The 21,222-nt window shown below is 68.6% G+C and carries 17 protein-coding genes and 1 tRNA gene; 3 read left to right on the top strand and 15 right to left on the bottom strand.

Annotated features, from left to right (window positions below; genetic code table 11):
* The 12 genes from RIA68_00310 to RIA68_00255 form a co-directional block, all read right to left on the bottom strand.
* Positions 1–1,170: an efflux RND transporter periplasmic adaptor subunit gene (locus RIA68_00310; protein ID MEQ8315874.1), complete on the bottom strand. Its 1,170-nt coding sequence runs from the start codon at positions 1,168–1,170 to the stop codon at positions 1–3.
* Entirely contained in the window at positions 1,170–2,612 is a 1,443-nt protein-coding gene (locus RIA68_00305) for a hypothetical protein (protein MEQ8315873.1), read from the bottom strand. Before RIA68_00305 ends, RIA68_00310 begins: the two co-directional genes overlap by 1 nt.
* Positions 2,613–2,622: 10 nt before the next feature.
* The gene (locus tag RIA68_00300) at positions 2,623–3,921 is read right to left on the bottom strand and encodes an ABC transporter permease (GenBank protein ID MEQ8315872.1); all 1,299 of its coding nucleotides are present in this window, start codon (positions 3,919–3,921) and stop codon (positions 2,623–2,625) included.
* Positions 3,921–4,607 carry an ATP-binding cassette domain-containing protein gene (locus RIA68_00295; GenBank protein ID MEQ8315871.1) on the bottom strand — a complete coding sequence of 229 codons (687 nt, stop codon included), beginning with the start codon at positions 4,605–4,607 and terminating at the stop codon, positions 3,921–3,923. Before RIA68_00295 ends, RIA68_00300 begins: the two co-directional genes overlap by 1 nt.
* A 25-nt stretch (positions 4,608–4,632) precedes the next feature.
* Positions 4,633–6,819, bottom strand: coding sequence for a GC-type dockerin domain-anchored protein (locus RIA68_00290; protein ID MEQ8315870.1), 2,187 nt, complete (start codon positions 6,817–6,819; stop codon positions 4,633–4,635).
* Positions 6,820–6,889: 70 nt separating this feature from the next.
* Positions 6,890–9,049, bottom strand: a complete 2,160-nt coding sequence (locus RIA68_00285) for a GC-type dockerin domain-anchored protein (GenBank protein ID MEQ8315869.1) — start codon at positions 9,047–9,049, stop codon at positions 6,890–6,892.
* 139 nt (positions 9,050–9,188) lie between these two features.
* A complete protein-coding gene (locus tag RIA68_00280) occupies positions 9,189–10,367 on the bottom strand; it encodes an FAD-binding oxidoreductase (GenBank protein ID MEQ8315868.1) in 1,179 nt (392 codons plus the stop codon).
* Between the two features lie 25 nt (positions 10,368–10,392).
* Positions 10,393–10,590 (bottom strand): hypothetical protein, encoded by a 198-nt coding sequence (locus RIA68_00275; protein MEQ8315867.1) that lies wholly within the window; start codon positions 10,588–10,590, stop codon positions 10,393–10,395.
* A gap of 216 nt (positions 10,591–10,806) precedes the next feature.
* Positions 10,807–10,989, bottom strand: coding sequence for a 50S ribosomal protein L33 (gene rpmG / locus RIA68_00270; GenBank protein MEQ8315866.1), 183 nt, complete (start codon positions 10,987–10,989; stop codon positions 10,807–10,809).
* 35 nt (positions 10,990–11,024) lie between these two features.
* A complete protein-coding gene (tuf, locus tag RIA68_00265) occupies positions 11,025–12,227 on the bottom strand; it encodes an elongation factor Tu (GenBank protein MEQ8315865.1) in 1,203 nt (400 codons plus the stop codon).
* Between the two features lie 275 nt (positions 12,228–12,502).
* A tRNA-Thr gene (locus RIA68_00260) sits at positions 12,503–12,574 on the bottom strand.
* A gap of 79 nt (positions 12,575–12,653) precedes the next feature.
* A complete protein-coding gene (locus RIA68_00255) occupies positions 12,654–14,552 on the bottom strand; it encodes an ABC transporter ATP-binding protein (protein ID MEQ8315864.1) in 1,899 nt (632 codons plus the stop codon).
* A 131-nt stretch (positions 14,553–14,683) separates the two neighbouring features.
* On the opposite strand from RIA68_00255, the gene RIA68_00250 reads away from it, so the two are divergent.
* Positions 14,684–15,622, top strand: coding sequence for a hypothetical protein (locus RIA68_00250; GenBank protein MEQ8315863.1), 939 nt, complete (start codon positions 14,684–14,686; stop codon positions 15,620–15,622).
* 4 nt (positions 15,623–15,626) lie between these two features.
* Here RIA68_00250 and RIA68_00245 read toward each other — a convergent pair whose 3' ends face one another.
* Both RIA68_00245 and RIA68_00240 read right to left on the bottom strand, forming a co-directional pair.
* Entirely contained in the window at positions 15,627–17,426 is a 1,800-nt protein-coding gene (locus RIA68_00245) for a hypothetical protein (GenBank protein ID MEQ8315862.1), read from the bottom strand.
* A gap of 165 nt (positions 17,427–17,591) precedes the next feature.
* Positions 17,592–18,566, bottom strand: a complete 975-nt coding sequence (locus RIA68_00240) for a hypothetical protein (protein ID MEQ8315861.1) — start codon at positions 18,564–18,566, stop codon at positions 17,592–17,594.
* 149 nt (positions 18,567–18,715) lie between these two features.
* On the opposite strand from RIA68_00240, the gene RIA68_00235 reads away from it, so the two are divergent.
* Both RIA68_00235 and folE2 read left to right on the top strand, forming a co-directional pair.
* Positions 18,716–19,567, top strand: coding sequence for a hypothetical protein (locus RIA68_00235; GenBank protein MEQ8315860.1), 852 nt, complete (start codon positions 18,716–18,718; stop codon positions 19,565–19,567).
* 57 nt (positions 19,568–19,624) lie between these two features.
* Entirely contained in the window at positions 19,625–20,434 is an 810-nt protein-coding gene (gene folE2 / locus RIA68_00230) for a GTP cyclohydrolase FolE2 (protein ID MEQ8315859.1), read from the top strand.
* A 77-nt stretch (positions 20,435–20,511) separates the two neighbouring features.
* Here folE2 and rplQ read toward each other — a convergent pair whose 3' ends face one another.
* Entirely contained in the window at positions 20,512–21,207 is a 696-nt protein-coding gene (gene rplQ, locus RIA68_00225) for a 50S ribosomal protein L17 (GenBank protein MEQ8315858.1), read from the bottom strand.
* Positions 21,208–21,222: the final 15 nt, after the last annotated feature.

Genomic DNA, 21,222 nt, shown 5'->3' with positions numbered 1-21,222 from the left:
TCAGCCCCTCCCGCCGGAGCCTGCGCCCTGCGCCGGCTGCTGGTCGGCGGGCATGTTCAGGATGTTCAGCGGCTGCATCGGGAACATGCGCTCGTTCCCCTCGATCACCACCATCGCGCCCGGCGGCATGGCATTCGCGCGAATGGCGACGCGCTCGCCAGAAGCGAACAGCCGCGTTACCCGGGCCGGAGCCGCGGCGAACCCGCCGCCCTGGCCCGGCACGGCGAAGTACACGTACTCGCCCGCGTCGTCTCGCAGCATGGCGTCCTTGTGCACCGTCAGCGTCGCTTCGGTCACGCCAGTAGGCGTCAGCCCGATGACGCTCATGCCCGGCCGGAATCGCTCTTGCTCGTTGGCTAGCACGACGCGGACGGGGAACAGGCGGCTGCGCGTGTCGGCGTCGGGCACGATCGTGTACCGCTCGGCCTCGACCTCGTCGCCAGTTGCGGTAACGCGGACCCGCACGCGGCCATCGTCCTGCGTCAGCCGTCCGATCAACCGCTCGGGCACGTCGATCCACGCCTCCACGGTCTCGAGCGATACGAGTTCGGCAACCGGATCGCCTGCGCCCAGCCACTGGCCGGCCTCGGCGTTGCGGCGGACGATGCGGCCGCTGAAGGGCGCCCGCACGATCATGTCCTCGACCCGCGTCTTGGCCAGGTCGACGAGCACGCCGTTGAGCACCACATCGGCGCGGGACGCCGCCAGACGCGCCTCGGCCGCGCGCAAATCGGTGCGTGCCTGGTCGATCTCGCGCTCGTTGCCGCCGCCACGGTCGAACGTCTGCTGGACGCGTTCCAGATCCCGACGTGCATTGTCGACGAGCGCCTCGCGCTCGGCCTCGACCGCCTTCACGCTCTCGAGGAACGCTTCGGCTCTTCGCAGTTCGAGCGTGGCACGCTGGTCATCGATCCGCGCGATGACCTGCCCTGCCTCGACCCGATCGCCCTCACGCACGAGCACCTCGGCGACCAGGCCCTCCTCCTCGGCCGCCAGCACGCTGCGCCGTGACGCACGGATCTCTCCGGTCGACTCACGCCAGGTCTCGAGCGGTTCGCTTCGCGCCTGGTCGATGCGCACGGTCGCCGGCGGGGCTTGCCCGAGGGCCCGATCCGAGATGAGAAACAAGGCCCCCAGCACCGCCACCGCAGCGGCCGCATTCAGTCGCATCAGTCGTCCTCCGAAGCGTCGCTCCGCGAGAGCGACGACCCCTCCATCAGGTACATGCCGTAGAGCCACTTGCCACGGACGAACGGATCGACCTTCAACCGGCCCCTCACGACGCCGAACTGCGGACGGCTCTCGATCGGCGCCGCGAGCGCGACCTCGATGGCATCATACGGCGTCGGCGGCACGCCAAGGCAGCAGCCATCCCACGGGTGCTGCATCAAGAGCAATTCACTGACAAACCGCTCGGCGAAAGGGATCGCTAGGCTGCCCTCGAAGCGCACCCACTTCCCGTCGAACATCGTCACACGCTCGGGCAGGACGAGTCGACCGCGTGCGGGATTGAAGGTCTCGCCCGCCGACATGAGCAAGGCCCAGGGCAGGACGTACGGATCGCTCGCCGTGCCAGATCCGGGCACCGTAAACCGATCGTCGAGCCTGAGCTTGCCGTCGATGCGTTCGATCTTCGCCGGCCGCACGTCAAAGCTCGCGAACTCGGTTGGCGCCTCGCCGAAGCCTTCGGGCCTTGGCAAGGCGCGGATCTCCGCCCACAAGTCCTCGGTCTCGGGCGGCGGCCTCGTCGACTCGACGCTCGTGCCGCCGGTCCAGTCCGAGAGCGAAAGACCGGGCAGTGGCTCGACGCGCAGAAGCTTTTCGGCACCGAACGCCATGACCTCGCCCTCGGGGCCGCGGCCGACGTATGCCGCCAGCTTTCCAGTCTCGTTGATCAATGGAGCGCCCAGCCACTGCTCTTCGAGCGGCTCGGTCATCTCGATGCGGACGACCTGGTCCTTGACCCGCACCCGGGACACTTCTCGGATCTCGGCCGGATGATTCGGATTCTCGGCGCCGGGATCGATCGCGCGGCCGATGAGCAACAGCTTCTCTTCCGGGAAGGGCTCGAGCAAGGCCGTCTGCAGGCCTCGCATGAGCTCGCTCGGAAGATCGACCGTGAGCAAGACGAGATCGAACTCAGGAACGTCTGCGACGATGCGCTGGACCTCGAAACGGCGACCGACGTCGAGCACCACCTCGCCCCGGATCGCGCCTTCGACCAACGACCTCGGAGCGGCGATCCGGCCCGGGCCCACGAAGAAGCCGGCCGTAACCCGGGGCTCCTCGGCACCCTCGGCGTACAGCTCGACGCTCGCGACCGCGGGCGAGTACAGCGGCGCCATGGCCGTGAGGCCGAGGTCCTGGTGCTCGGCGGTCTGGGCGACCTGCTCGCGGACCGAACCCGAACGGGCGGCCTCCGAAACGCTGGCGACCGGCATCACGGATTCGACCTCGCCGGAAGCAGCGTCGGCTGACGCCGTCGAGCCCGCCGAGGGCATCGAGCTGGCCTCGAAGACCGCCAGCGCCACGACCACGACGAGCACGAATCCGACGAAGCCACCGACGAAGACCGCCGGCGGCACCTTGCTCTGCTTTGTCCCGTCCATCATCGAGAGAAGGCTAGCCCAACGGACGCAGGTGTTCCGCCACGGGCGTCCGATAGGCAAGCACGGCCGGCGCCACGCCCGCCAAGGCCGCTAAGACGACCGCCGCCGCGCCGACGGCCCCGAACGCCGCAAGGGAAACCGCCGGCTCGACCACCAGCCCGAGTTGCACCTTCAAGCCCCACGACACGGCCAGGCCGCCGAGCACGCTCATGCCGACGCCCACCACGGCCCCGGTCGCACCAAGGATCACGGCCTCGGCCAGCACCCACCGGACGATTCGGCCCCGGCTCGCACCCAGCACGCGGAACGTCGCGATCTCTCGCCGGCGCATCTGGCCCGATGAGTACAACGCCAGCATGGTCGAGACCGCGCCAGAGACCAGGACCACGAACGCCACCGCGATGAGCAACCGATCGACGCGGTTGACGATCCGGAAGAGTGCCTCGATCTCCGACGCCGGCGACGCGACGGTGATGGACGGGTTGCGGCGCAGTTCGCTGGCGAGCTCGGCGATCGCCGCGCTCGCCTGGCGCCCCTCACGGACCACGCCCCGGAGGTACACGCCGGTCACGAGCCGGTCGGCCGCGCTCAGGTCGTCCTCGGTCACGCGATCGGCGCTTCCGCCGGCCTCTCGATCTCGCTTGTCCTGGGCGTGGATGATCCAGCCAGACGCCAGGTCGCTGAAGATCACGCGGTCGTGCGGCGTGCCGCTGACCTCGAGCACCCCCACCACTTCATACGAGAAGCCGTCGTGCACGAACCCGCCGCCCGCCAGGCCGCAGGTCAGGAGGATGGTGTCCCCCAGCTGCAGGCCCGACTCCTTCGCGACCAGGGACCCCAGGACAACCTCGAAACGGTCCTGGATCAGGCGGCCTTCTGCCGCGAGCCAGCGGCCGTCTTGGCCGTCACGCTGCGGGTCGTACGAGGCATCGGGGCTGAACTGCTCGAAGAACGCCGGCTGCACCGCCGTCACGGGATAGTCCTCGAAGGAATCGCCCTGCTGGATGGGCAGCGCGAACGCCACGCGCGGATCGCGCTGGAGTTGCATGACTTGCAGCCACGTCATCGCGCGGCTTGGCGTCCCCGCGTGGAACACCGAGTTCAGCACGCTGACCAGCGGTGAGGGCTCGGCCGACACGACCAGGTGCATGTTGCCGGCCCCGCGCTCGAGCGTCTGCCGCGTCGCGTCGCGCATGCTCAGGATCGTGAGCAGCAGGCCGACGGCGATGGCGACCGTGATCGTCGTCGTCACGGTCTGGAAACGCCTGGCGAGCAAGGAACCCAGCACGACCCTGGAGCTTCGAAGCGACATCAGGCCGGCTCCGCGGCGGACTCCGCCAGGCTCGCAAGGTCTTCGACACGATCGAAGTGCGACTCGGCCGACGGGTCGTGGCTCACGCATAGCAGCGCCGCGCCGGCCTCGGCGCACGCGTCCTTGATGAGCTCGATGGCCGCGTCGGCGTTCTCGGGGTCGAGGCTCGCCGTCGGCTCGTCGGCCAGCACGAGCGTGGGCTTCGCGGCGACCGCCCGCGCGACGGCCACCCGCTGCTGCTGACCCACGCTGAGCTGCTCGGGCAGCGCATCGACCCGCTCGATACCCAGACGCTCCAGCAACATCGACGCCCGGGCATCGTGCTCGCTCCGCGGAATGGCCGAGAACATCATGCCGGCCATCACGTTCTCGCGAGCACTGAATCCGTGCAACAGGTTGAACGTCTGGAACACCACGCCCAGGTGGCGCCCGCGGAACTGGTCCCGCGTCGCGCCGCGGAGCGCGTGCAGGTCTTCCCCGGCGACGAAGACCCGACCGAGCGAAGGCTCGAGCAGGCCGGCGATGAGCCCAAGGAGCGTCGTCTTCCCGCTGCCGGACTTGCCCCGCAGCAACGCCATCTCGCCATCGGCCAACTCAAGCCGGCCAATACGAACGACCGGCGGGGAATCGACGTCCCGCCGGTCGTAGCGAAAGCTGAGATCCTCGATGCGCAGGGCCTGGGCCATGGACCAAGCCTACGCCATCGGATGCCTACTCGACCCGGAACTCGACGTCGTCGAGCCCGATGCGTCCCTCGTTCGAGCCGAATCCCGGACCGAACTCGAATCGCACCTGCGTCACGTCGCTCAGGTCGAGCGCCGTGCCGTCACGCAGGAAGTCGGCCAGCTTGATCGTGATGGTCTCGAACTCGTTCGACCAGCCGGCGCCCGAGCCCGAGCCCGTCCGCTGGTAGACCTCTTCGATGCCGCCGCCGAAGGCGCCAATGTTGATCGAGCTGCTGCCGCCCGAGCCGTCCACGAGCGTGACCGTGAAGGTCAGGTCTTCGAGCTCAGCGACCGTCTCCGGGGCACGGCTGATCTGGCAGGCCCGGAAGCTCAGCGACACGAAGTCACTCACGTCCCGCTGGATCGGTAGGAGCGAGTAGACGAACGATGCCGGCGACCCGTCCCATCCGAAGGTCACGCCGTTCGAGGTATCGGGCGACCCGGGGCGGTTGCGCGACATGCCGTTCATGGGCTGCGAGGGATTCCACGTGTAGCTGCTGTCGAGGTCCCGCATCAGGCCCTCGAACACGCCAAACGTGTTCGTCGTGATCGTCGCACCGCTGCTGGCTATCGACGTCGCGCTCTGCGACTGGAAGTCATCGACGACGAAGTCGTCGCCGCCGCGGGCCGGGCGGAACTCGTTGTCCACCACGGTGGTGTCGCTGATGGCCGGGAAGTCCAGGCTCTCCCACTGCCGCTCGTTCACGTCGCGAGCCGGCTCGTTGCCACGCACGTACAGCTGGATGAGCGCCAGCCAATCGATGAGCGCCACCCGCTGCACCTCGGCCCGGCCGATCTCCGTCCCAGGAGGTCCAGCAAAGTCGTTGAAACCGCAGCAGTTGAAGTCGTTGTGGTCGGCACCCTGGATGTAGGTCACCTGCTTGTCGCCCGTGCCGCGCTCATAGATCGCGAAGGGCTTGCTGCCGCTCGCCACGCTGCCACGGACGTCGCCGTCCGACGAACCGTAGATCAGGTGGAAGTTCGAGCTGCCCGGCAGGGCGCGGACACCGAAGTCCGTCGGCGCGATGCTCGAGACGACAAGGATGTCGCTCAGGTCGTAGTTCTGCGGGTTGTAGCTGCCCGTCACGATGCGGTCGTAGGCGCGGGCGACGCCTTCGCCGCCGCGGCTGTGGCCGATCCACACCGTCCGGCTCTGGTCGAGCCGGCCGTTGAGCGCACCGCCCGCGATCGTCGCGAGGTTCCCGAAGAAGTAGTCGGTGTGCCGCAGCGTCGTGTCCGAGGCGGTCTCGATGCCGGGCTGGGTGTTGTTCTGATGGCTCATGACGACCCAGCCGTGGCTGGAGAAGTGGTCGTGCATGTAGTCGTACCAGCGGTAGTCCTGGCCGTTGCCGTGGCTGATGATCACGACCGGAACGTCGCTCCGCGAGCCGATGTCGCTGGGGTAGGTCAGCCGCTGCTGGTTGCGACCCGACGGGATGCCCGGGAAGCTGGCGGTATACGTCTCGACGCGCGTTCGCGCCACCGGGCCGAGCGTCGTCAGGTCCTTGAACAGCCAGAAGCCCGTGCCGTCGAAGCCATCGATAAGGTCCCCGCCGTCGAGCATGCCGTTGCGGTTCGCGTCGATCACCACGTCGTAGGGCACGCCGATGCTCTCGCCGGCGTCGGCGTTCAGGAAGCTCGTACCTCCCATGAGTGCGATGTTGTCGGCCGTCGAGGCCCCGCCGCCGAACGTCGCGGGCTGCGCGAAGCCGCGGGCGTCGACCAGCGTCGGATCGGACACCCACTCCGACGAGCTCTTGTCGTCGACGAGATACACGTCGACCGTGCCCGAGGGAACCGTCGCGAGCGCCGGATCGATCGCGACCGAGATGACCTGCCCGGTGTTGAACGCCCGGACGTAATCGGCGTGCGGGAACTCGCCCAGCGCAATCGACGCGAGTTCGAGCTCCTGGATGTCTCCAGACGGGCACCCCATCGCGAACTGGTTCTGGAACTCGAGGAAGTCGAAGATGTCGAGGCGGCCGTTGCCGTCGAAGTCAGCGCGCAGGTCGCCGGAGTCGAACAGATTCTGGAACTCCAGGAAGTCGAACACCGTCAGCTCGCCGTCGCCGTCGAGGTCGGCCAGACAGTCCGCCTGTGCGTGCGCCGCCGAACCGATGGCAAGGCCGGCAGCGATCGTGAACGCCGCGGCGATTCGTGTGGTCTTGATCATGTCTCTCTTCCTCCGCTCCCCGGGGTTTTTCTCGTGGTGTCTCTCGTACTTTCCTCGCACCGGCCGTCGGCTATGGCAGCAGCCGCACGTCGTCCAGGCCGATGCGGCCCGCCGCCGAGCCGTGGCTCGGACCGAATCGCAACCGGATCGTCTCGACGTTTGCCAGGTCGATCGCCCGTCCGTCACGAGTAAAGTCGACCAGCCGCAGCCGGATCGTCTCGAACTCGTTCTGCCAGCCATCGCCCGAGCCGAAGCCTTCCCGTTGGTAGGGATCCCTGACGCCCGCGTACTCCGCCGTCGACACGGCGCTCGCGTTGCCGTCGCCGTCGACCAGCTCGATCGTGAAGAACGTGTCGGCGAGCGACCCGGTCGTCAGCGGGTGCCGCGTCGACTGGGCGACCCGAAGGCTCAGGCTGCCCAGGCCAGTCAGGTCTCGCTGGGCCACGGGCAGTTCGAACTCGTAGGCCGCGTCAGCGCCGTCCCACTCGAAGACCACGCCCGCGGTCGTATCGCTCGACGCGCTGCTCGCCCGCGTCATGCCGTTCATCGGGTCGGTGCCCAGGGGCGAGAAGGCCGAGTCGCGGTCTTCCAGGCGCCCCTCGGTGAGGCTGGACACGTCGAAGGACACCACCGCGCCGCCGCTGGCCACCGTCGCCGACGGCTCGCTCTGGTAGTCATCAACGACCATGCCCACGTCCGGCCCGGGGTTGTGCTCCCGGATGATCTTTGAGCTCTGCGCGATGCTCGGAGATTGCAGCGACCGCTGGTGCCGCCAGATGAACTCCTCGGCCCAGTCGTTGTCCCGCAGGTACCGCTCGGCCAGCGCCAGCCACGTGGCGTTGGCGATGCGCTGGCCCTCGGGCCGGCCGATGGCCGTCCCCGCCGGGCCAGTAAAGTCGTCGAACCCGCAGCAATTGAAGTCGTTGTGGTCGGCCCCGTGCACGTAGGTCACCTGCTTCGAACCGACGCCACGCTCGTAGAGCTGGAAGCTCTGCCGGTCGTCGCGGTGCGGGCAGCCGCACACGTCGCCGTCTGCCGCGCCGAACAGCAGGTGGTAGTTCTGGTCGTGGATCTGGCTCAGCGTCGCGCGCCACACCGTCGGGGCGATGCTGCTGGTGACCTTGAAGTCGCTCAGCGAATAGTGCGTGGGCGTGTACACGCCGTCGACGATCTTGCTCGTCGCGCGGACCACGCCCTCGCCGCCGCGGCTGTGGCCGATCCACATCACCCGGCTCGTATCCACGCGGCCGGCCAGATCCGGCGCGAACGTCGCGTAGTTGCCCAGGAACGCGTCGGCATGGCGCAGCATGCTGTCGCTGGCCGCCTCAATGCCCGGGATCGTGTCGTTCTGGTGGCTCATGACCACGTAGCCGTGGCTGGCCAAGTGCTGCTGGACGTAGTCGTACCAGCGATAGTCGTGCCCGTTGCCGTGCGCGATGATCACGACGGGCATATCCGTCAGGCTCGGGTCGGCCGGATACACCAGCAGCTCGCGCGTGCGGTGCGAGGGAAGGCCGGGCCAGCTCACAGCGTAATCCCGAGCCGGCGCCCGGTCGTAGGGGCCGAGCCGCGTCAGGTCCTTGGCGTACCACATGCCGGTGGCGTCGCCGAGCCCGTCGATCAGATCCCCGGCCGACAGCATGCCGTCTCGGTCGGCGTCGACCACGACGTCGTACCCACCAGCGACCGGCACCTCGGTCTCGCCCGGCGCAAGCAGCGCCGTGGCATTGAGCGTGAACACGTTGGACGCGAAGGAGCCGCCCGGGAAGGTCAGGCTCTGCGCACCTGACACGCGTGCGTCGACCAGCGTCGCGTCGGCATCCCACTCGGCCTGCGTGCGTGCTTCCACGACGTACACGTCAACGGGCACGCCGACCACATCGGGATAGGCAACCGGGTCGATCCCGATCGAGGCGGTCTGACCGATCACGAAGGTGTCCACGATCTCGACGTGCGGGAACGCGGCCATCCCGCGACCGACCATCTCGACGCCCGTGACGTCGGCCGGGCATCCGGCGTCGAAAGCGTTCTGGAACGCCAGGAAGTCGAACAAAGTCAGGTCGCCGTCGCCGTCGAAGTCGGCCGCCGGGTCGCCCGCGGCGAACAGGTTCTGGAACTCCAGGAAGTCGAAGATCGTCAGCGACCCATCGCCGTCAAGGTCGGCAGGGCACGCGTAGCTGAACGACGCAAGGCCGGCAACGGCCAGCACGGCGAGGGCGGTTCTGCGCATCGATTCTCTCCCCGGGGTATCGGGCGGCCTCGCGAGCGGGCCGGCTCCATGCACAGATTACAGCAGCCGGAGGGAGACCGCGACGCAAAAAGCCGAAAAAGTGGCCCTCGCAGTCAAAAAAACGCGGTGTCGAGAGCCACTACGCCGAGCCGACGGCCCGAACGCGCGCCAGAGAGAACGTGCCGGCCAGCGGATCGGCATCGGGGCCGTCCAGCATCGCCGCCACGGCCCCCGCCGCTGTCCGATAAGCCAGGGACATCCCGTGCCCGGTGAATCCGCCGCAGAACCAGATCGAGCTGCCCTCGCCGATCGGCCCCACGAGCGGCATGCCGTCGGGCGAGAACCCCATCGTGCCGGCCCAACGCGCCTCGACCCGGATCGGCGCATCCAGCAGCATGCGCGCGAAGGCCTCGATGGCCTCCTGCACTTCGGGCGTCGCGCGGTCGTCGCTCGTCTGCTCGTGCGTCGCGAACCGCCCCCGGCAGCCGCCGACGACGATCGTGCCGCTGGGCGTCTGACGGATGTACTCGTGCCCGCGGTTCACGTAATAGGCGTAGTCGAGCCTGGCGCCCTCGGCCGAAAGCGCGAGCATCTGGCCTCGGTTGGGTCGCACGACGTCCTCGAGTTCTGGGAAGAGCGAGCCCGCGTGCGCATTGGTGCACACGAGCACGCGTCGGCATCGCACCGTCGCGCCGGCGGTATGGACGACGCAGTGACTCGCGTCGCCCTCGGCGTGCTCGATGGCGTGCACCTCGTGCCCGGCCAGGACCGCGCTTCCAAGCTTGGACGCAAGCAGGCCCACGAGCTCGGCCGGATTGATCGTGGCATCCCCGGGATTCACGAGCCCGAGGATGGGCAGCCCGCTCGACCACGCGCTGTCGGCGCCCGACTCGGCGAGCAGCACGCCGAAGCCATCATCTTGCAAGATCGATGCGGAGGCCGCGAGGTCGTCGGCCTCGTCCTGTTCGAGCGCCAGGATGCAGCTCGGCGTATGGCGGTACGAGGGCAGTTCGGCGGCGCCTTCTGATCGGAGCCCACGCAGGTTCTCCTCGCTCCACCGCCAGATGTTCCGCGCCGCATCCTCGCCCAGGGTCTCACGCGCGACCTTGTAGCTCTCGGCCATGCCGCGCATGAGGAAGCCCGCGTTGCGCGAGCTGGCGCCCGAGCCGGGCGCGTGCCGCTCGATCACCACGACACTGAGGCCGCGCCGCATGAAGTGCAGCGCGGCCGACAAGCCACAAATGCCACCGCCGACGACGGCGACATCCGCGTCGATCGATTGTGGTCTCGAGGATCTCTGCCAGTATGGAACGGTCATCTGGCGTCAGCCAGAAGCGCCGCCATTAGGCGACGGCGACGCGAGTCTCACGCATGCTGAGAAGGCGACGGCCGGCGTAGGCCAGCAGGCCAACGCCCAGGGCGATCGCGAGCACCGTGGGCACCGACACCGAGAAAACTCCGGCGTGGAACGCAAGGCAATCGGTGCAGAAGCCGGCGTGGGCGTGCGAGGCGTGGCAAGCGTGGTTGGTGCAAACGTGCATCGTGCGTCTCCGTTCTATGCCCCGGGCGTCTGTGCCCCACGGGTAAGGGCGAGTGTACCGCCGCGAGAATCGAGTTTCAAGAACTTCCCGTCCTTGATCGGCTAGCGCCGGGCCGGCCTTTCACCGGACGGAGGGCGAGTCAACCCCCAAAAACAACGCCGCGGCGGGCTATCGGGCCCGCCGCGGCGATGGTCAGATGCGTGTAGCCGGCGAGGGCTACTTGCGCTTGATCTTGTGGAGGGTGTGCTTTCGAAGGCGGGGGCAGTACTTGTTGATGCCCTCCTTCATGCCCTCGGGCAGCCCACCACGGACGTTGACCGAGGTGCGGTAGTTGAGGTCGCCGGTCTCGCTGCACTGGAGCCAGACGTATTCGCGGGCAGCGCCCTTCTTCTTAGCCATGGGTCACGTCCTCTTGGGCGTTGAACAAAAGGTGCTTACTCGATGATCTCGGTGACGACGCCCGAGCCGATGGTGCGGCCACCTTCGCGAACGGCGAACCGCAACCCGGCCTCCATGGCGACGGGCTTGCCCTCGAGGTCGACCTCGACCTCAACGTTGTCGCCGGGCATGCACATCTCGGCACCGCCCAGGAGGTTCACCGAGCCGGTCACGTCGGTCGTCCGCATGTAGAACTGCGGCTTGTAGCCCGAGAAGAACGGCGTGTGGCGGCCGCCCTCTTCATTGGTCAGCACGTAGACCTCGCCCTTGAACTTGCGGTGGGTCTGGATCGAGCCGGGCTTGACGATGACCTGGCCGCGCTGGATGTCACCCTTCTCGACGCCGCGGAGCAGGAGGCCGCAGTTGTCGCCGGCCATGCCCTCTTCCATCGACTTGTTGAACATCTCCACGCCGGTGATGGTGGTCTTCAGCGGCTCGGGACGCAGGCCGACGACCTCGGCGGCATCGCCGACCTTGACCACGCCACGCTCGATGCGGCCGGTTGCGACCGTACCGCGACCCTTGATGCTGAACACGTCCTCGACGGCCATCAGGAAGGGCTTGTCGCTCTCGCGGGGCGGCTCGGGGATGTAGCTGTCCAGCGCGTCGAACAGCTCGTCGACGCCCTTGTTGGCGGCGTCGTCATCGGGAGCCTCGACGGCGGCCTTGGCCGTGATGTGCACGATCGGGGTGTCGTCGCCGGGGAAGTCGTACTTGCTCAGCAGGTCGCGGACTTCCATCTCGACGAGCTCGAGCAGCTCGGGATCATCGACGAGGTCGACCTTGTTGAGCGCCACCACGATGTAGGGCACGCCCACCTGGCGGGCCAGGAGCACGTGCTCGCGGGTCTGGGGCATGGGGCCGTCGGCAGCCGACACGACCAGGATCGCGCCATCCATCTGGGCGGCGCCGGTGATCATGTTCTTCACGTAGTCGGCGTGGCCCGGACAGTCGACGTGGGCGTAGTGGCGGTTGTCGGTCTCGTACTCGACGTGCGACGAGTGAATCGTCACCGTCTTGGACGAGTCACGCACTGTACCACCCTTGGTGATCTCGGCGTAGCTCTTGGCCTTACCGCCCCGCTTGGTGGCCGAGCGAGCGGCCATCGCGGCCGTCAGGGTGCTCTTGCCGTGGTCGATGTGACCGATCGTGCCGACGTTCACGTGCGGCTTGGTCCGCTCGAAGACATCTTTTGCCATCGCCGTCTACCTCCAGCATTGCCTCGTCGTCGGCCGCCCCGCTGTAAGGGCGTCTGGCCGACCGGTTCCTCATGAATCACAGCCGGAATCCACGCGGAACCGGCGATGTCTGCCTCGTGCCCGGCGGTGCTCCGAGCCCACAATCCCCTCGCCCAAAACACCGCGGGAGGGATTATAGACGGGTCGAGGCCCCGAATCGGGCCTCGCCGGCGTCCGCCAGACCCGCGCCCGGGCGTGGTCTTCGCCCGGCCGCGCATCGGTCGCAAGGCTGTCAGAGCCGCTGGTGAGACTTGAACTCACGACCTCACCCTTACCAAGGGTGCGCTCTACCACTGAGCTACAGCGGCGCTCCGGGCTACCCCCCGCTCCACGGGAGGAATCCTCGCCCAAAAGCGAGCCAACATCGTACCCCACGGCATATGGCCGTCAACCCGGGGCGTCCTCGCCGTCAGTATCGGTCGTTGCCTCGCCGCCCAATAGCTGCGTTCGCGCGAGATCCTGGTAGAGCTCGCAGCGGGCCATCAGCTCGTCGTGGGTGCCCACGTCCACCACCCTGCCGGCCTCGAGGACCACGATGCGGTCCGCCCGCCGGACGGTGCTCAGGCGGTGGGCCACCACCACCGTCGTGCGCCCCAGGCTGAATTCGTCCATGGCCTCGTTGATCCGAGCCTCCGAGCCCGCGTCGATCATGCTGGTGGCCTCGTCGAGGATCAGGATGGCCGGGTCCCGCAGGATGGCCCGGGCGATCGCCAGCCGCTGCCGCTGGCCGCCCGAGAGCGAGGTACCCCGCTCGGCGATCTCGGCCTGCAGGCCGCCGGGCATCTGGCTGACGAATTCGGTCGCCCGGGCCCGATCGAGGGCCGACTGGACCTCCTCGTCGGTCGCGGTGGGCTTGCCATACGCGACGTTGTCTCGCACGGTGCCCTCGAACAGCACCGTCTCCTGGCTGACCACGCCGATCTGCTTGCGCAACGACCGGACCGAGACCCGCGTGAGGTCATGCCCGTCGATCACCACGGCCCCGCGCTCGGGGTCGTACATGCGGTAGAGCAGGCCGAGCAGGGTGGTCTTGCCCGAGCCGTTGGGCCCGACGATCGCCACCCGCTCGCCGTGCTCGATCTTCAGGCTCACGCCGTCGACGGCCGGCGTGCGTGCGCCGGGATATCGCACGGCGACATCCACCAGTTCGATGCTCTTGCCATGGCGTGGCAGACGCTCGACGCCGGGCTCGTGGCCGGGCTCTGTGCTGGCGTGCAGCAACTCATCGAGCCGTTCTGCCGCGCCGGCGGACGTCTGCATGTCGTTGACCAGCCCGGTGAGGGGCTTGAGCGCCGCCCCTGCCAGGGCCAAACCGGCAAGGACCTTGACGAAGTCTGGCACCTGCAGGTGATCCCGACGGATGAACCAGAACGCCACCAGCACCAGCACGACGAGGATGAAGACGGTGAGGACCTCGACGAACGGCTTGGACAGCGCTCGGGCCGTCCGGGCCTTGAGCATCTGGTGGTAGACACGCCGGTTGGCCACGCTGAAGCGGTGGGCCTCGCGACGCTCTGCGGTATACGCCTTGACGACGCGGAGCGCCTGGGCCGCCTCGGTCGCGATCGAGAGCAGCTGCGCGCGATGCCCCATTGCCGCCTTGGATGCCCGCTTGATTCGCCGACCAAAGTAGCGGATGACGCCCCAGACGGCTGGCGCGATCACCATCGCCAGCAGCGAAAGCTGCCAGTTGATGACGAATGCAAAGACGAGCGCACCAAGCCCCTTGGTGACCTGCGTGACCGCCTTGCTCAGCAACGCTTCGAACCCGTAGGCCAACTGGTCGGCGTCGGCGATGAGCCGGCTTACGGCGTCCGACCCGCTCACCGGGCCGTTGGACGCACCGGCCTCCTCGTCGGTCCCTCCGCGCTGGGCTGCAAGAAGCGGCATGAAGAGCAGCGAGCGAAAGGCCCGGCGACGGATACGCATCACCGTCCGGTGGACAACCGTGAGCGCCAGGAACGAATGCGTGAATTGGAAGAGCCCGGACGCGACGGCGAGCACCGCGATCGCGACCACGAGCAGCACGATGCTCGGCCATGCCTCGGTCGGGAGCTGCTCGACGAGCCCCGCCGGGACGGTCCACTGGGCGTCGTCGCGGGCGTTGTACCGCTCGGCGAGTTGCCTGAGGCCTTGCTGCTCCTCGAAGAGGCCGTCGATGATGGGCGACGCGGTCAGCAAGCCACCGGCCAGGCTGCCGCCCGAGAGCACCGCACACACCAGCGCCAGGGCGATGCGACCCTTGAAGTCGAGCATGAGCTTGGCGAGTCGCCGAAAGGCGGGCATTGGGGGGGAGTATTGCGGCCCCCCGGGGCCGGAGCAACGCGAGGGCGGCTGGCTTCGTGGCGACCAGGCCGAGCAGGATCTCGGGGCCGGTCTTCCAGAATGAGCCTCGTCGGGGCCGATACGCTTGGGTGATGCACCCGTCTGGCTTTCTCACCACGCTTTGCCTCGCGTCGGGCCTGCTCGCAGCCGGCGCGTCCTTTGCCCAAGATGCCGATCCGTCCGGCGACGACTCGCCACTGCCCGAGGCCATCCGCGAGCTGCTTTTGGGCGTCAGCGAGCCCGGCGCGACGGGCCTCGGCGTGCTCGCCGTCGAGGGCGCGGTGCTGCCCGAGCGGCCCGGTCTGCTGCGACGCACGCCTTTTGGCGAGTGGGCGTTCGTCTTCATGGGCGATGACGGGGAGCCCAAGGCCATGGTCCTGCTGCCCTGCCGCCAGCTCGAGCGGATGATCGAGTCGGTGGACTCGGCTTCAGCGCCCGCCGTTCGGGTGACGGGCGTGCTGACGGTGTACGAAGACACGAACTACCTGCTGCCGACCAACTACGCGATCATCACCGCCCCCACGGTCGCGCCGGTCGAGGCCGAACGCCCTGCCGATGACGAGGGAGGACCGGGCGTCGACCCGCTCAGCCGCATCGATCCGCAGCTCCGGGCCATCGCCGAGGAGCTCGAGTCGGGCCGGCGTCGGGCTCGCTCGCTCGAGGCGCCGTCGGTCTCGCCCCCCGCGACCCAAGAGGCTTCAGAGAACCCGGGCGGCGAGGGCCAAGAACTCATCGAGCAGGACGGATACCAGGAAGGCGATCGGCTCGTTCGCCGCCGCGTGAGGCTCGAACGCCAGCGCGGTCTCTGGACGCTCGCGTTCGATCAGGACGCCGACGTGCCCGCGGCCGAGACGCCGCTGCTCGTGCTGCCCAACGCCTCTCTGCGAGCGATGGAGCGGGCCGTCGATCGGTACGGCGACCGCGTGGCCTTCGAGGTGAGCGGCACGATCTATCGCTACGGCCGCCAGCCCTACGTGCTGATCTCGATGCACTTCATCCAGCCGCTCGAGGGCCTGAAGCCCCGCGGCTAGATCGTCAACCAGGCGGCGCGGCGGCAGGCTCGTCCTGCTCGGCGGTCGCGTCCTGCGGTACTTCGACCGCTTCGGGTTGCGGCTCAGGCTCGGGCTCGGGCAGGCCCAGCAGGAAGCGTGCGCGGGCGAAGTCGCGATCGCCAGCGGGACCATCGACGAACGCCGGGCGAGACGGCGCACCAAGCACGGCGCGGATCGCGGTCGGGTGCCCAGCCAGCGTCTGCGCGGCCGCGAGTCGTTCCTGCATCGACAAGAGTCGTGCGAGCGACGCCGTGATGGGCAAGGGCTCGCTCGCGCTTGCGTCCACCGTCGACCGTGCCTCGAGTGTGGCTACGCGTCGAAGCGGCCCTGCCCAGGGCTTGTGCATCGCGATGGCATCGGCCGCCCGCTGGAGCAGGGCCGGATCGGCCTCGGCAGCGACCAGCAGATCGTCGACGAACTCTTCGCTGGACAGCAGCGCCTCGGACGCCGCCCGTCGGATTTCGGGCCGCGCCGAGAACAGAAGCGATCGCACGATCTCGAGCCCCGGGCGACCGCCCAAGCGGGCGAGCACCTGGACGCCCGCGGGCGTCAGCGACGCCGACTGTTGCGGGTCCAATTGCGCAAGGACGCGGCCGCGCTGCGACTCGTTTGGCTGGAAACCGGCCTCGAGTAGGCTCAGTATGGCCCGCATCGCCGCCACGCGTGTCGGCTCGCCATGCTCCAGCCATCGGAGCACCGCATCAATCGCCGTGGCATCGGGCGACCGGCGGAACGCCCGCAGCATCACGGCGGCCACGTCGGGATCCTGCTCTTGCCGGAGCGCCACGCTCAGCCGCACGGCCGAGCCCTCGGGCACGATGCGATCGACCAGCACCGCGGCCGCCTGACGGATGCTCGCCTGCGGATCGTCGAGCAACGCGACCACGGCCGTCGAAACTTCGCTCGACGGCATGACGCCACGCTCGAGCTCGCGCAGCAGGATGTCCGTTGCGGCCAGGCGAATCGCTGGCTCGGCGTCTTGCAGCATCCGGGCGAGCGCCGCCGGCCGGTTGGTAGCGGGCAGCGCTGCGTAGAGCCTCCGCGTGGTTTCGACGAGCGTCCGCAGCAGGTCGCGTTCGCGCTGGTCGAGCGACTCGGCTCGCTCGCGTAAGCCTCGCGCAAGCAACGCCCGCCACGCGATCGGCGGGAGGTGCCGGTGGCGGGTGAGCCACTGACGCCACGCATCGGGGGCATCGCCCAGGTCGGCCCGGCCCGTCATCGCCACCAGCGAAGCAACGATGGGGCCACGATCGCGGGCGGAGGCCGACTCGAGCCACGACACGAGCAGTTCGGCGGCCGCCGGGTCGTTCGACCTCGCGAGCATCGTCAGGCACGCTGCACGCGCATCGGCCGACCCAACATCGAGCGATCTGATGCCCGCGCCGTTGTTTCCACCGCCGATGCGCATGGCACGCACGATGCCCGCGGCGACCGCGTCGAAGTCTTCTTGCGTCGCGGCCACGTCGCCCAGCAGGCGAAGCGATGCCGCGGGCTGTTCGAGGAGCCACGCGTCAGGCATGGCGAGCGATGCATCGCTCGTAAATCGCTGCAGCAAGCCCCGAGCGACCTGACGCCGAGCATCGTCCCCTTCGGCAGCAAGGAGGATGGCCACCGGGTCGAACGCCGGTTCGGTCGACGTTGCCGGCGGATCGGCCGGCGGGTTCTGTGTTTCGGCCTGGGACGTCCGGGCGTGCGATGCGTATGCGACGGCCAAGACCAACGACGCCACGCCAGCCCGCCGGAGCGGATGGGCCTGGACTCGATGGCTCGAACTCGATCGCATCATGGCAGCATATGCCCGGCGCCAATCCTTCCTTCATCCGATCATCGGAGATTCGCGGGCATCTCTCGACTCAGGTGCGAATTGCAGGCCGATCGAACGCAGCGTGCCCGCTCGGTCCGACGTTACAACCGATACGCCGGCTTCGTTTGGCTGGTTTGACGACGGCTACGAGGCCGACTGCTCGTCGCCGCCCGAATCACGACGGATGGCGGCCCGGGCCTCGATCGCCCGGTGGATGGCCTCGGCCTGGGGCGCCGGATCCCAGCAACTGGCACGATCCTCGCGATCGACCACTTCGCGCAGCGTGAGCACCGTCTGCGTCAAGGCCGCCCAGAGCACGGCCAGCGTCGCGAAGAGCCCGATCGTGCTCGGCAGCCACACGAGGACCGGAGCAGGCTCGAACCCGTCGAGGGCCGCCGCGGAGGCGATCGAAAGGAGTGAGAGCGCAACCAATACGACGGCTCCGGTGATCCCGGCGCTGAGCACCAGCATCGCCAGCGAGAGTCCGGGGCGGGCGATGAGATGGGCCGCTGCGCGCTGGATCGCGTCGGGCGCGTCGGCGTCATTCGTCGCGATCGCGGGAATCGCCAGCAGCAGCAAGAGGGTCGCCACGACGCCCGCGAGCAAGCAGGCAAAGACGACCAGCGAGGCGAGCGCCGCGCCGAAGGCGTTGTCGAACCAGCCCCCCACCGCGACGCCCAGCCACGCCGCGAACATCGCGCCGAGCAGCACGGCGACGTACGTCGAAACGCACAGCCCGGCGCTGGCCAGCATGGGCGGAAGAGCCCCCCACACTTCGGCCCGCGTCGGCCGTGCCGCGATCACCCGTGCCGCGGCGACACCGCATACGCAGGCGACCAGCACGACCCACAGCAGCCGAGACCACGCCCAGACCGTGCCCCAGAAGCCGGATTCGCCCAGCCACGGCAGCAGCGACTCGTGGCTGATCGGTAGGGCCCACGAGGCAGACAGCGCCGCGACGCCCGCCAAGGCCAGCGTCACCGGGTGCAGCGCCAGCCCGCCGGCGCGGAAGACGAACGCCGTCGACTCGGCCAGTTCCGTCCACGACCCGGGCTCGGCGATCGACCACGGGTGGGCCGATCGGTCGCTCTGGTCGAATTCGGGCGGCGTCGTGCGCATCGTGGGTGGTCTCCCCCGTTTTCCACTGGTTGCTCCGATCCTTGGCCGCTCGGGGGTCGATGTGGCCAGAAAGCCGGCAACAATCCACCATCGGACCGGGTTCTCCCTTCGCCACTCGGGCGTAGTGGGTCGAATCCGCCGGAGCAACCATGGTCGATGCGACGATCCGCTGGAGCCTCTACATCTTGTCCCTGGTCGTGATCGGCCCCATCGCGGGCGTGCTCATGAGCCTGTCGGACGCACCCGACGGATCGGCCGGCACGGCCCTTGCCTCGGCGAGCCCGGTCGTCGGCGTGCTCTCGCTGGTCTTCGGCTCGGCCCTGGCCGCAGCCATCGGCGGCGTCGCGGCGTACCGCTGCGGGCTGCGGCCCGGCCTCACGTGCGCCGGCATCGTCATGACCTGGATGGCGGGCATGTCGGCCGGCATCGTCTCGGCGATCTCGGCCTTCGGCGACGGACCCTGGGGCCTGCTCGTGGCCGAGGGCGTCGTGGTGGCGCTGTGCCTGATCGGCGTGGGCGTCGTCGTCACCCTGGCGGCCCAGCGGCACGTGCCCGTCCCCGGCGAGCACATCACCCCGCAGTCGATCGAGGCCATGGAGGCCGAGAAGACGCTGGCGTTCTCGCCCCGGACGCTCGGGGCCATCGCGATCGCGGTGGCCGGCGGCGCCGCGGTCGCATGGGTGCTGGCGGTCACCGACATCAAGGGCCAGGTCATCGCCGCGGCCGCGGTTGCCGCGGTCGTCATCGCGGTCCTTGCCAAGCTCGTGGACGTCAAGGCGCCGGCCATCGGCGCGATCGGCGCCGCGGCGCTGCTGGCCATCGCCGCGCCCGCGTACGCCTTCGCGACCGTCGCCGCCGACTCAGCCCTGGCGTCGGCCTACGCCCAGGCCCTGCCGGGCATCGTCCGCGTCACGCCGCTCGATTGGGCGGCCGGCGCGCTCCTGGGAACACCCATCGGGCTCGCCTGGGCCGCTTCGATCGTGAAGCGGGCCGAGGGCTGAGGCCGTCTTGATCGCCGGAATAGAAAGCCGGAACCTGATGCCGGAAGAGGTTTGACCTTGAGCACGACCCAGAACCCCGCCAACGCCTCCATGCCCGACATGCAGTCGAGCGCCGATCCACGCGAGATCGCCATCGACCGCGTGGGCGTGCGGAAGGTGGTCTACCCCATCCGCCTGCGCACGCGGGCCGGCGGCGAGCAGGGCTCGATCGCCGACATCTCGATGTACGTCGCCCTGCCGCACACGCAGAAGGGCACGCACATGAGCCGCTTCATCGAGGTGCTCGAGAGCCACGCGTGCGAGCCCATTACGCCCGAAGAGTTCCCCGGCATCGCCCGGGCCATCCGCGACCGCCTGAACGCGAAGGAAGCCCACATCGAGGCCAGCTTCGTCTACTTCGTCAAGAAGAAGGCGCCCGTCACCGGCATCGAGAGCCTGATGGACTACAAGGTGACGTTCTCGTGCACGGCCAACGGCGACGACGACTTCATCATGACCGTCGCCGCCCCGGCCACCAGCCTGTGCCCGTGCAGCAAGGAGATCTCCGAGTACGGCGCCCACAACCAGCGCTGCGAGATCACCGCCTCGGTGCGCTTCACCGGCGAGATGTGGATCGAGGACCTCGTCGAGATCTGCGAGGGCGCGAGCTCGCTGGAGGTCTTCGCCCTGCTCAAGCGGCCCGACGAGAAGTACGTCACCGAGCACGCCTACGACAACCCGAAGTTCGTCGAGGACATCATCCGAGATCTGGCGATCGCGCTCGACAAGGACGACCGCGTGCGGTGGTACGCCATCAGCAGCGAGAACTTCGAGAGCATCCACAGCCACAACGCATACGCGGAGCTGGAGCGGTCCAAGGGCAAGTAGGCCTGGGCTCCGCTCCTATCGCAAACGAAAAACCGCGTGCAGGAGCACGCGGTTTTGTTCTTCATAGCATCGACTGTTCAGGAATCCGAATCTCCGGACTCCGCTTCGTTTGCAGCTGGCTCCGCCGTGGCAGCCTCGGCCTTCTTCTCGCCGGTCTTCTCACCGCCACGGTCCTTGCGGAGCTTGGCGTTGAAGGCGCTGCGCTTGTCGGCCTGGCGGCGGCGGCGGCTGGGGTTGCCGCCGATCTCCGGGCCCTCCTCGGCGCCAACGAACTGGATCACGCACATCTCGGTGGCGTCGCCCAGCCGGTGGTAGCCGATGCGGACGATGCGGGTGTAGCCGCCCTGGCGGTGCTCGAAACGCGGGGCGACGTTCTCGAAGATGTGGCGGACGAGGCGCGGGGCCTTGCGCAGCTCGCCGTAGCGGTTGCGCTCGACCTGGTCCTCGCCGGGGATGTCGAAGAACTTCTCGGTGCGCTCGCGCTGGTCGGCGATGCGCTGCTTGAAGGCCTCGTCGGCGCCCTTGGGCACGTACATCCAGTCGAAGGCCTTGCGGTCTCGCCCGAGCATGGCGATGACCTGCCGGCGGCTGTGGAGGTCACCCTTCTTGGCCTTGGTGATGATCTTCTCGACCAGCGGCTGGAGCGCCTTGGCCTTGGGCACGCTCGTGACGATCTGGCCGTGCTCAAAAAGGGAGGCGGCCATGTTGCGCAGCATCGCCTCGCGGTGCGAGCGGGTGCGGCCGAGCTTGAAGCCTGCTTTGCGGTGACGCATGACGGGAATCCTTCA

This window comes from Phycisphaerales bacterium (assembly GCA_040217175.1).
Lineage (GTDB): Bacteria > Planctomycetota > Phycisphaerae > Phycisphaerales > UBA1924 > JAHCJI01.
The sequence above is the reverse complement of the archived record's forward strand: the minus strand, read 5'-3'. Positions and strand labels throughout refer to the sequence as shown.

What these genes read in the sequence shown, in the direction of transcription:
- RIA68_00310 (MEQ8315874.1), bottom strand. Translation starts at nt 1,170, where the DNA reads ATGCGACTGAATGCGGCCGCTGCGGTGGCGGTGCTGGGGGCCTTGTTT.
- RIA68_00305 (MEQ8315873.1), bottom strand. Translation starts at nt 2,612, where the DNA reads ATGATGGACGGGACAAAGCAGAGCAAGGTGCCGCCGGCGGTCTTCGTC.
- RIA68_00300 (MEQ8315872.1), bottom strand. Translation starts at nt 3,921, where the DNA reads ATGTCGCTTCGAAGCTCCAGGGTCGTGCTGGGTTCCTTGCTCGCCAGG.
- RIA68_00295 (MEQ8315871.1), bottom strand. Translation starts at nt 4,607, where the DNA reads ATGGCCCAGGCCCTGCGCATCGAGGATCTCAGCTTTCGCTACGACCGG.
- RIA68_00290 (MEQ8315870.1), bottom strand. Translation starts at nt 6,819, where the DNA reads ATGATCAAGACCACACGAATCGCCGCGGCGTTCACGATCGCTGCCGGC.
- RIA68_00285 (MEQ8315869.1), bottom strand. Translation starts at nt 9,049, where the DNA reads ATGCGCAGAACCGCCCTCGCCGTGCTGGCCGTTGCCGGCCTTGCGTCG.
- RIA68_00280 (MEQ8315868.1), bottom strand. Translation starts at nt 10,367, where the DNA reads ATGACCGTTCCATACTGGCAGAGATCCTCGAGACCACAATCGATCGAC.
- RIA68_00275 (MEQ8315867.1), bottom strand. Translation starts at nt 10,590, where the DNA reads ATGCACGTTTGCACCAACCACGCTTGCCACGCCTCGCACGCCCACGCC.
- rpmG (MEQ8315866.1), bottom strand. Translation starts at nt 10,989, where the DNA reads ATGGCTAAGAAGAAGGGCGCTGCCCGCGAATACGTCTGGCTCCAGTGC.
- tuf (MEQ8315865.1), bottom strand. Translation starts at nt 12,227, where the DNA reads ATGGCAAAAGATGTCTTCGAGCGGACCAAGCCGCACGTGAACGTCGGC.
- RIA68_00255 (MEQ8315864.1), bottom strand. Translation starts at nt 14,552, where the DNA reads ATGCCCGCCTTTCGGCGACTCGCCAAGCTCATGCTCGACTTCAAGGGT.
- RIA68_00250 (MEQ8315863.1), top strand. Translation starts at nt 14,684, where the DNA reads ATGCACCCGTCTGGCTTTCTCACCACGCTTTGCCTCGCGTCGGGCCTG.
- RIA68_00245 (MEQ8315862.1), bottom strand. Translation starts at nt 17,426, where the DNA reads ATGCGATCGAGTTCGAGCCATCGAGTCCAGGCCCATCCGCTCCGGCGG.
- RIA68_00240 (MEQ8315861.1), bottom strand. Translation starts at nt 18,566, where the DNA reads ATGCGCACGACGCCGCCCGAATTCGACCAGAGCGACCGATCGGCCCAC.
- RIA68_00235 (MEQ8315860.1), top strand. Translation starts at nt 18,716, where the DNA reads ATGGTCGATGCGACGATCCGCTGGAGCCTCTACATCTTGTCCCTGGTC.
- rplQ (MEQ8315858.1), bottom strand. Translation starts at nt 21,207, where the DNA reads ATGCGTCACCGCAAAGCAGGCTTCAAGCTCGGCCGCACCCGCTCGCAC.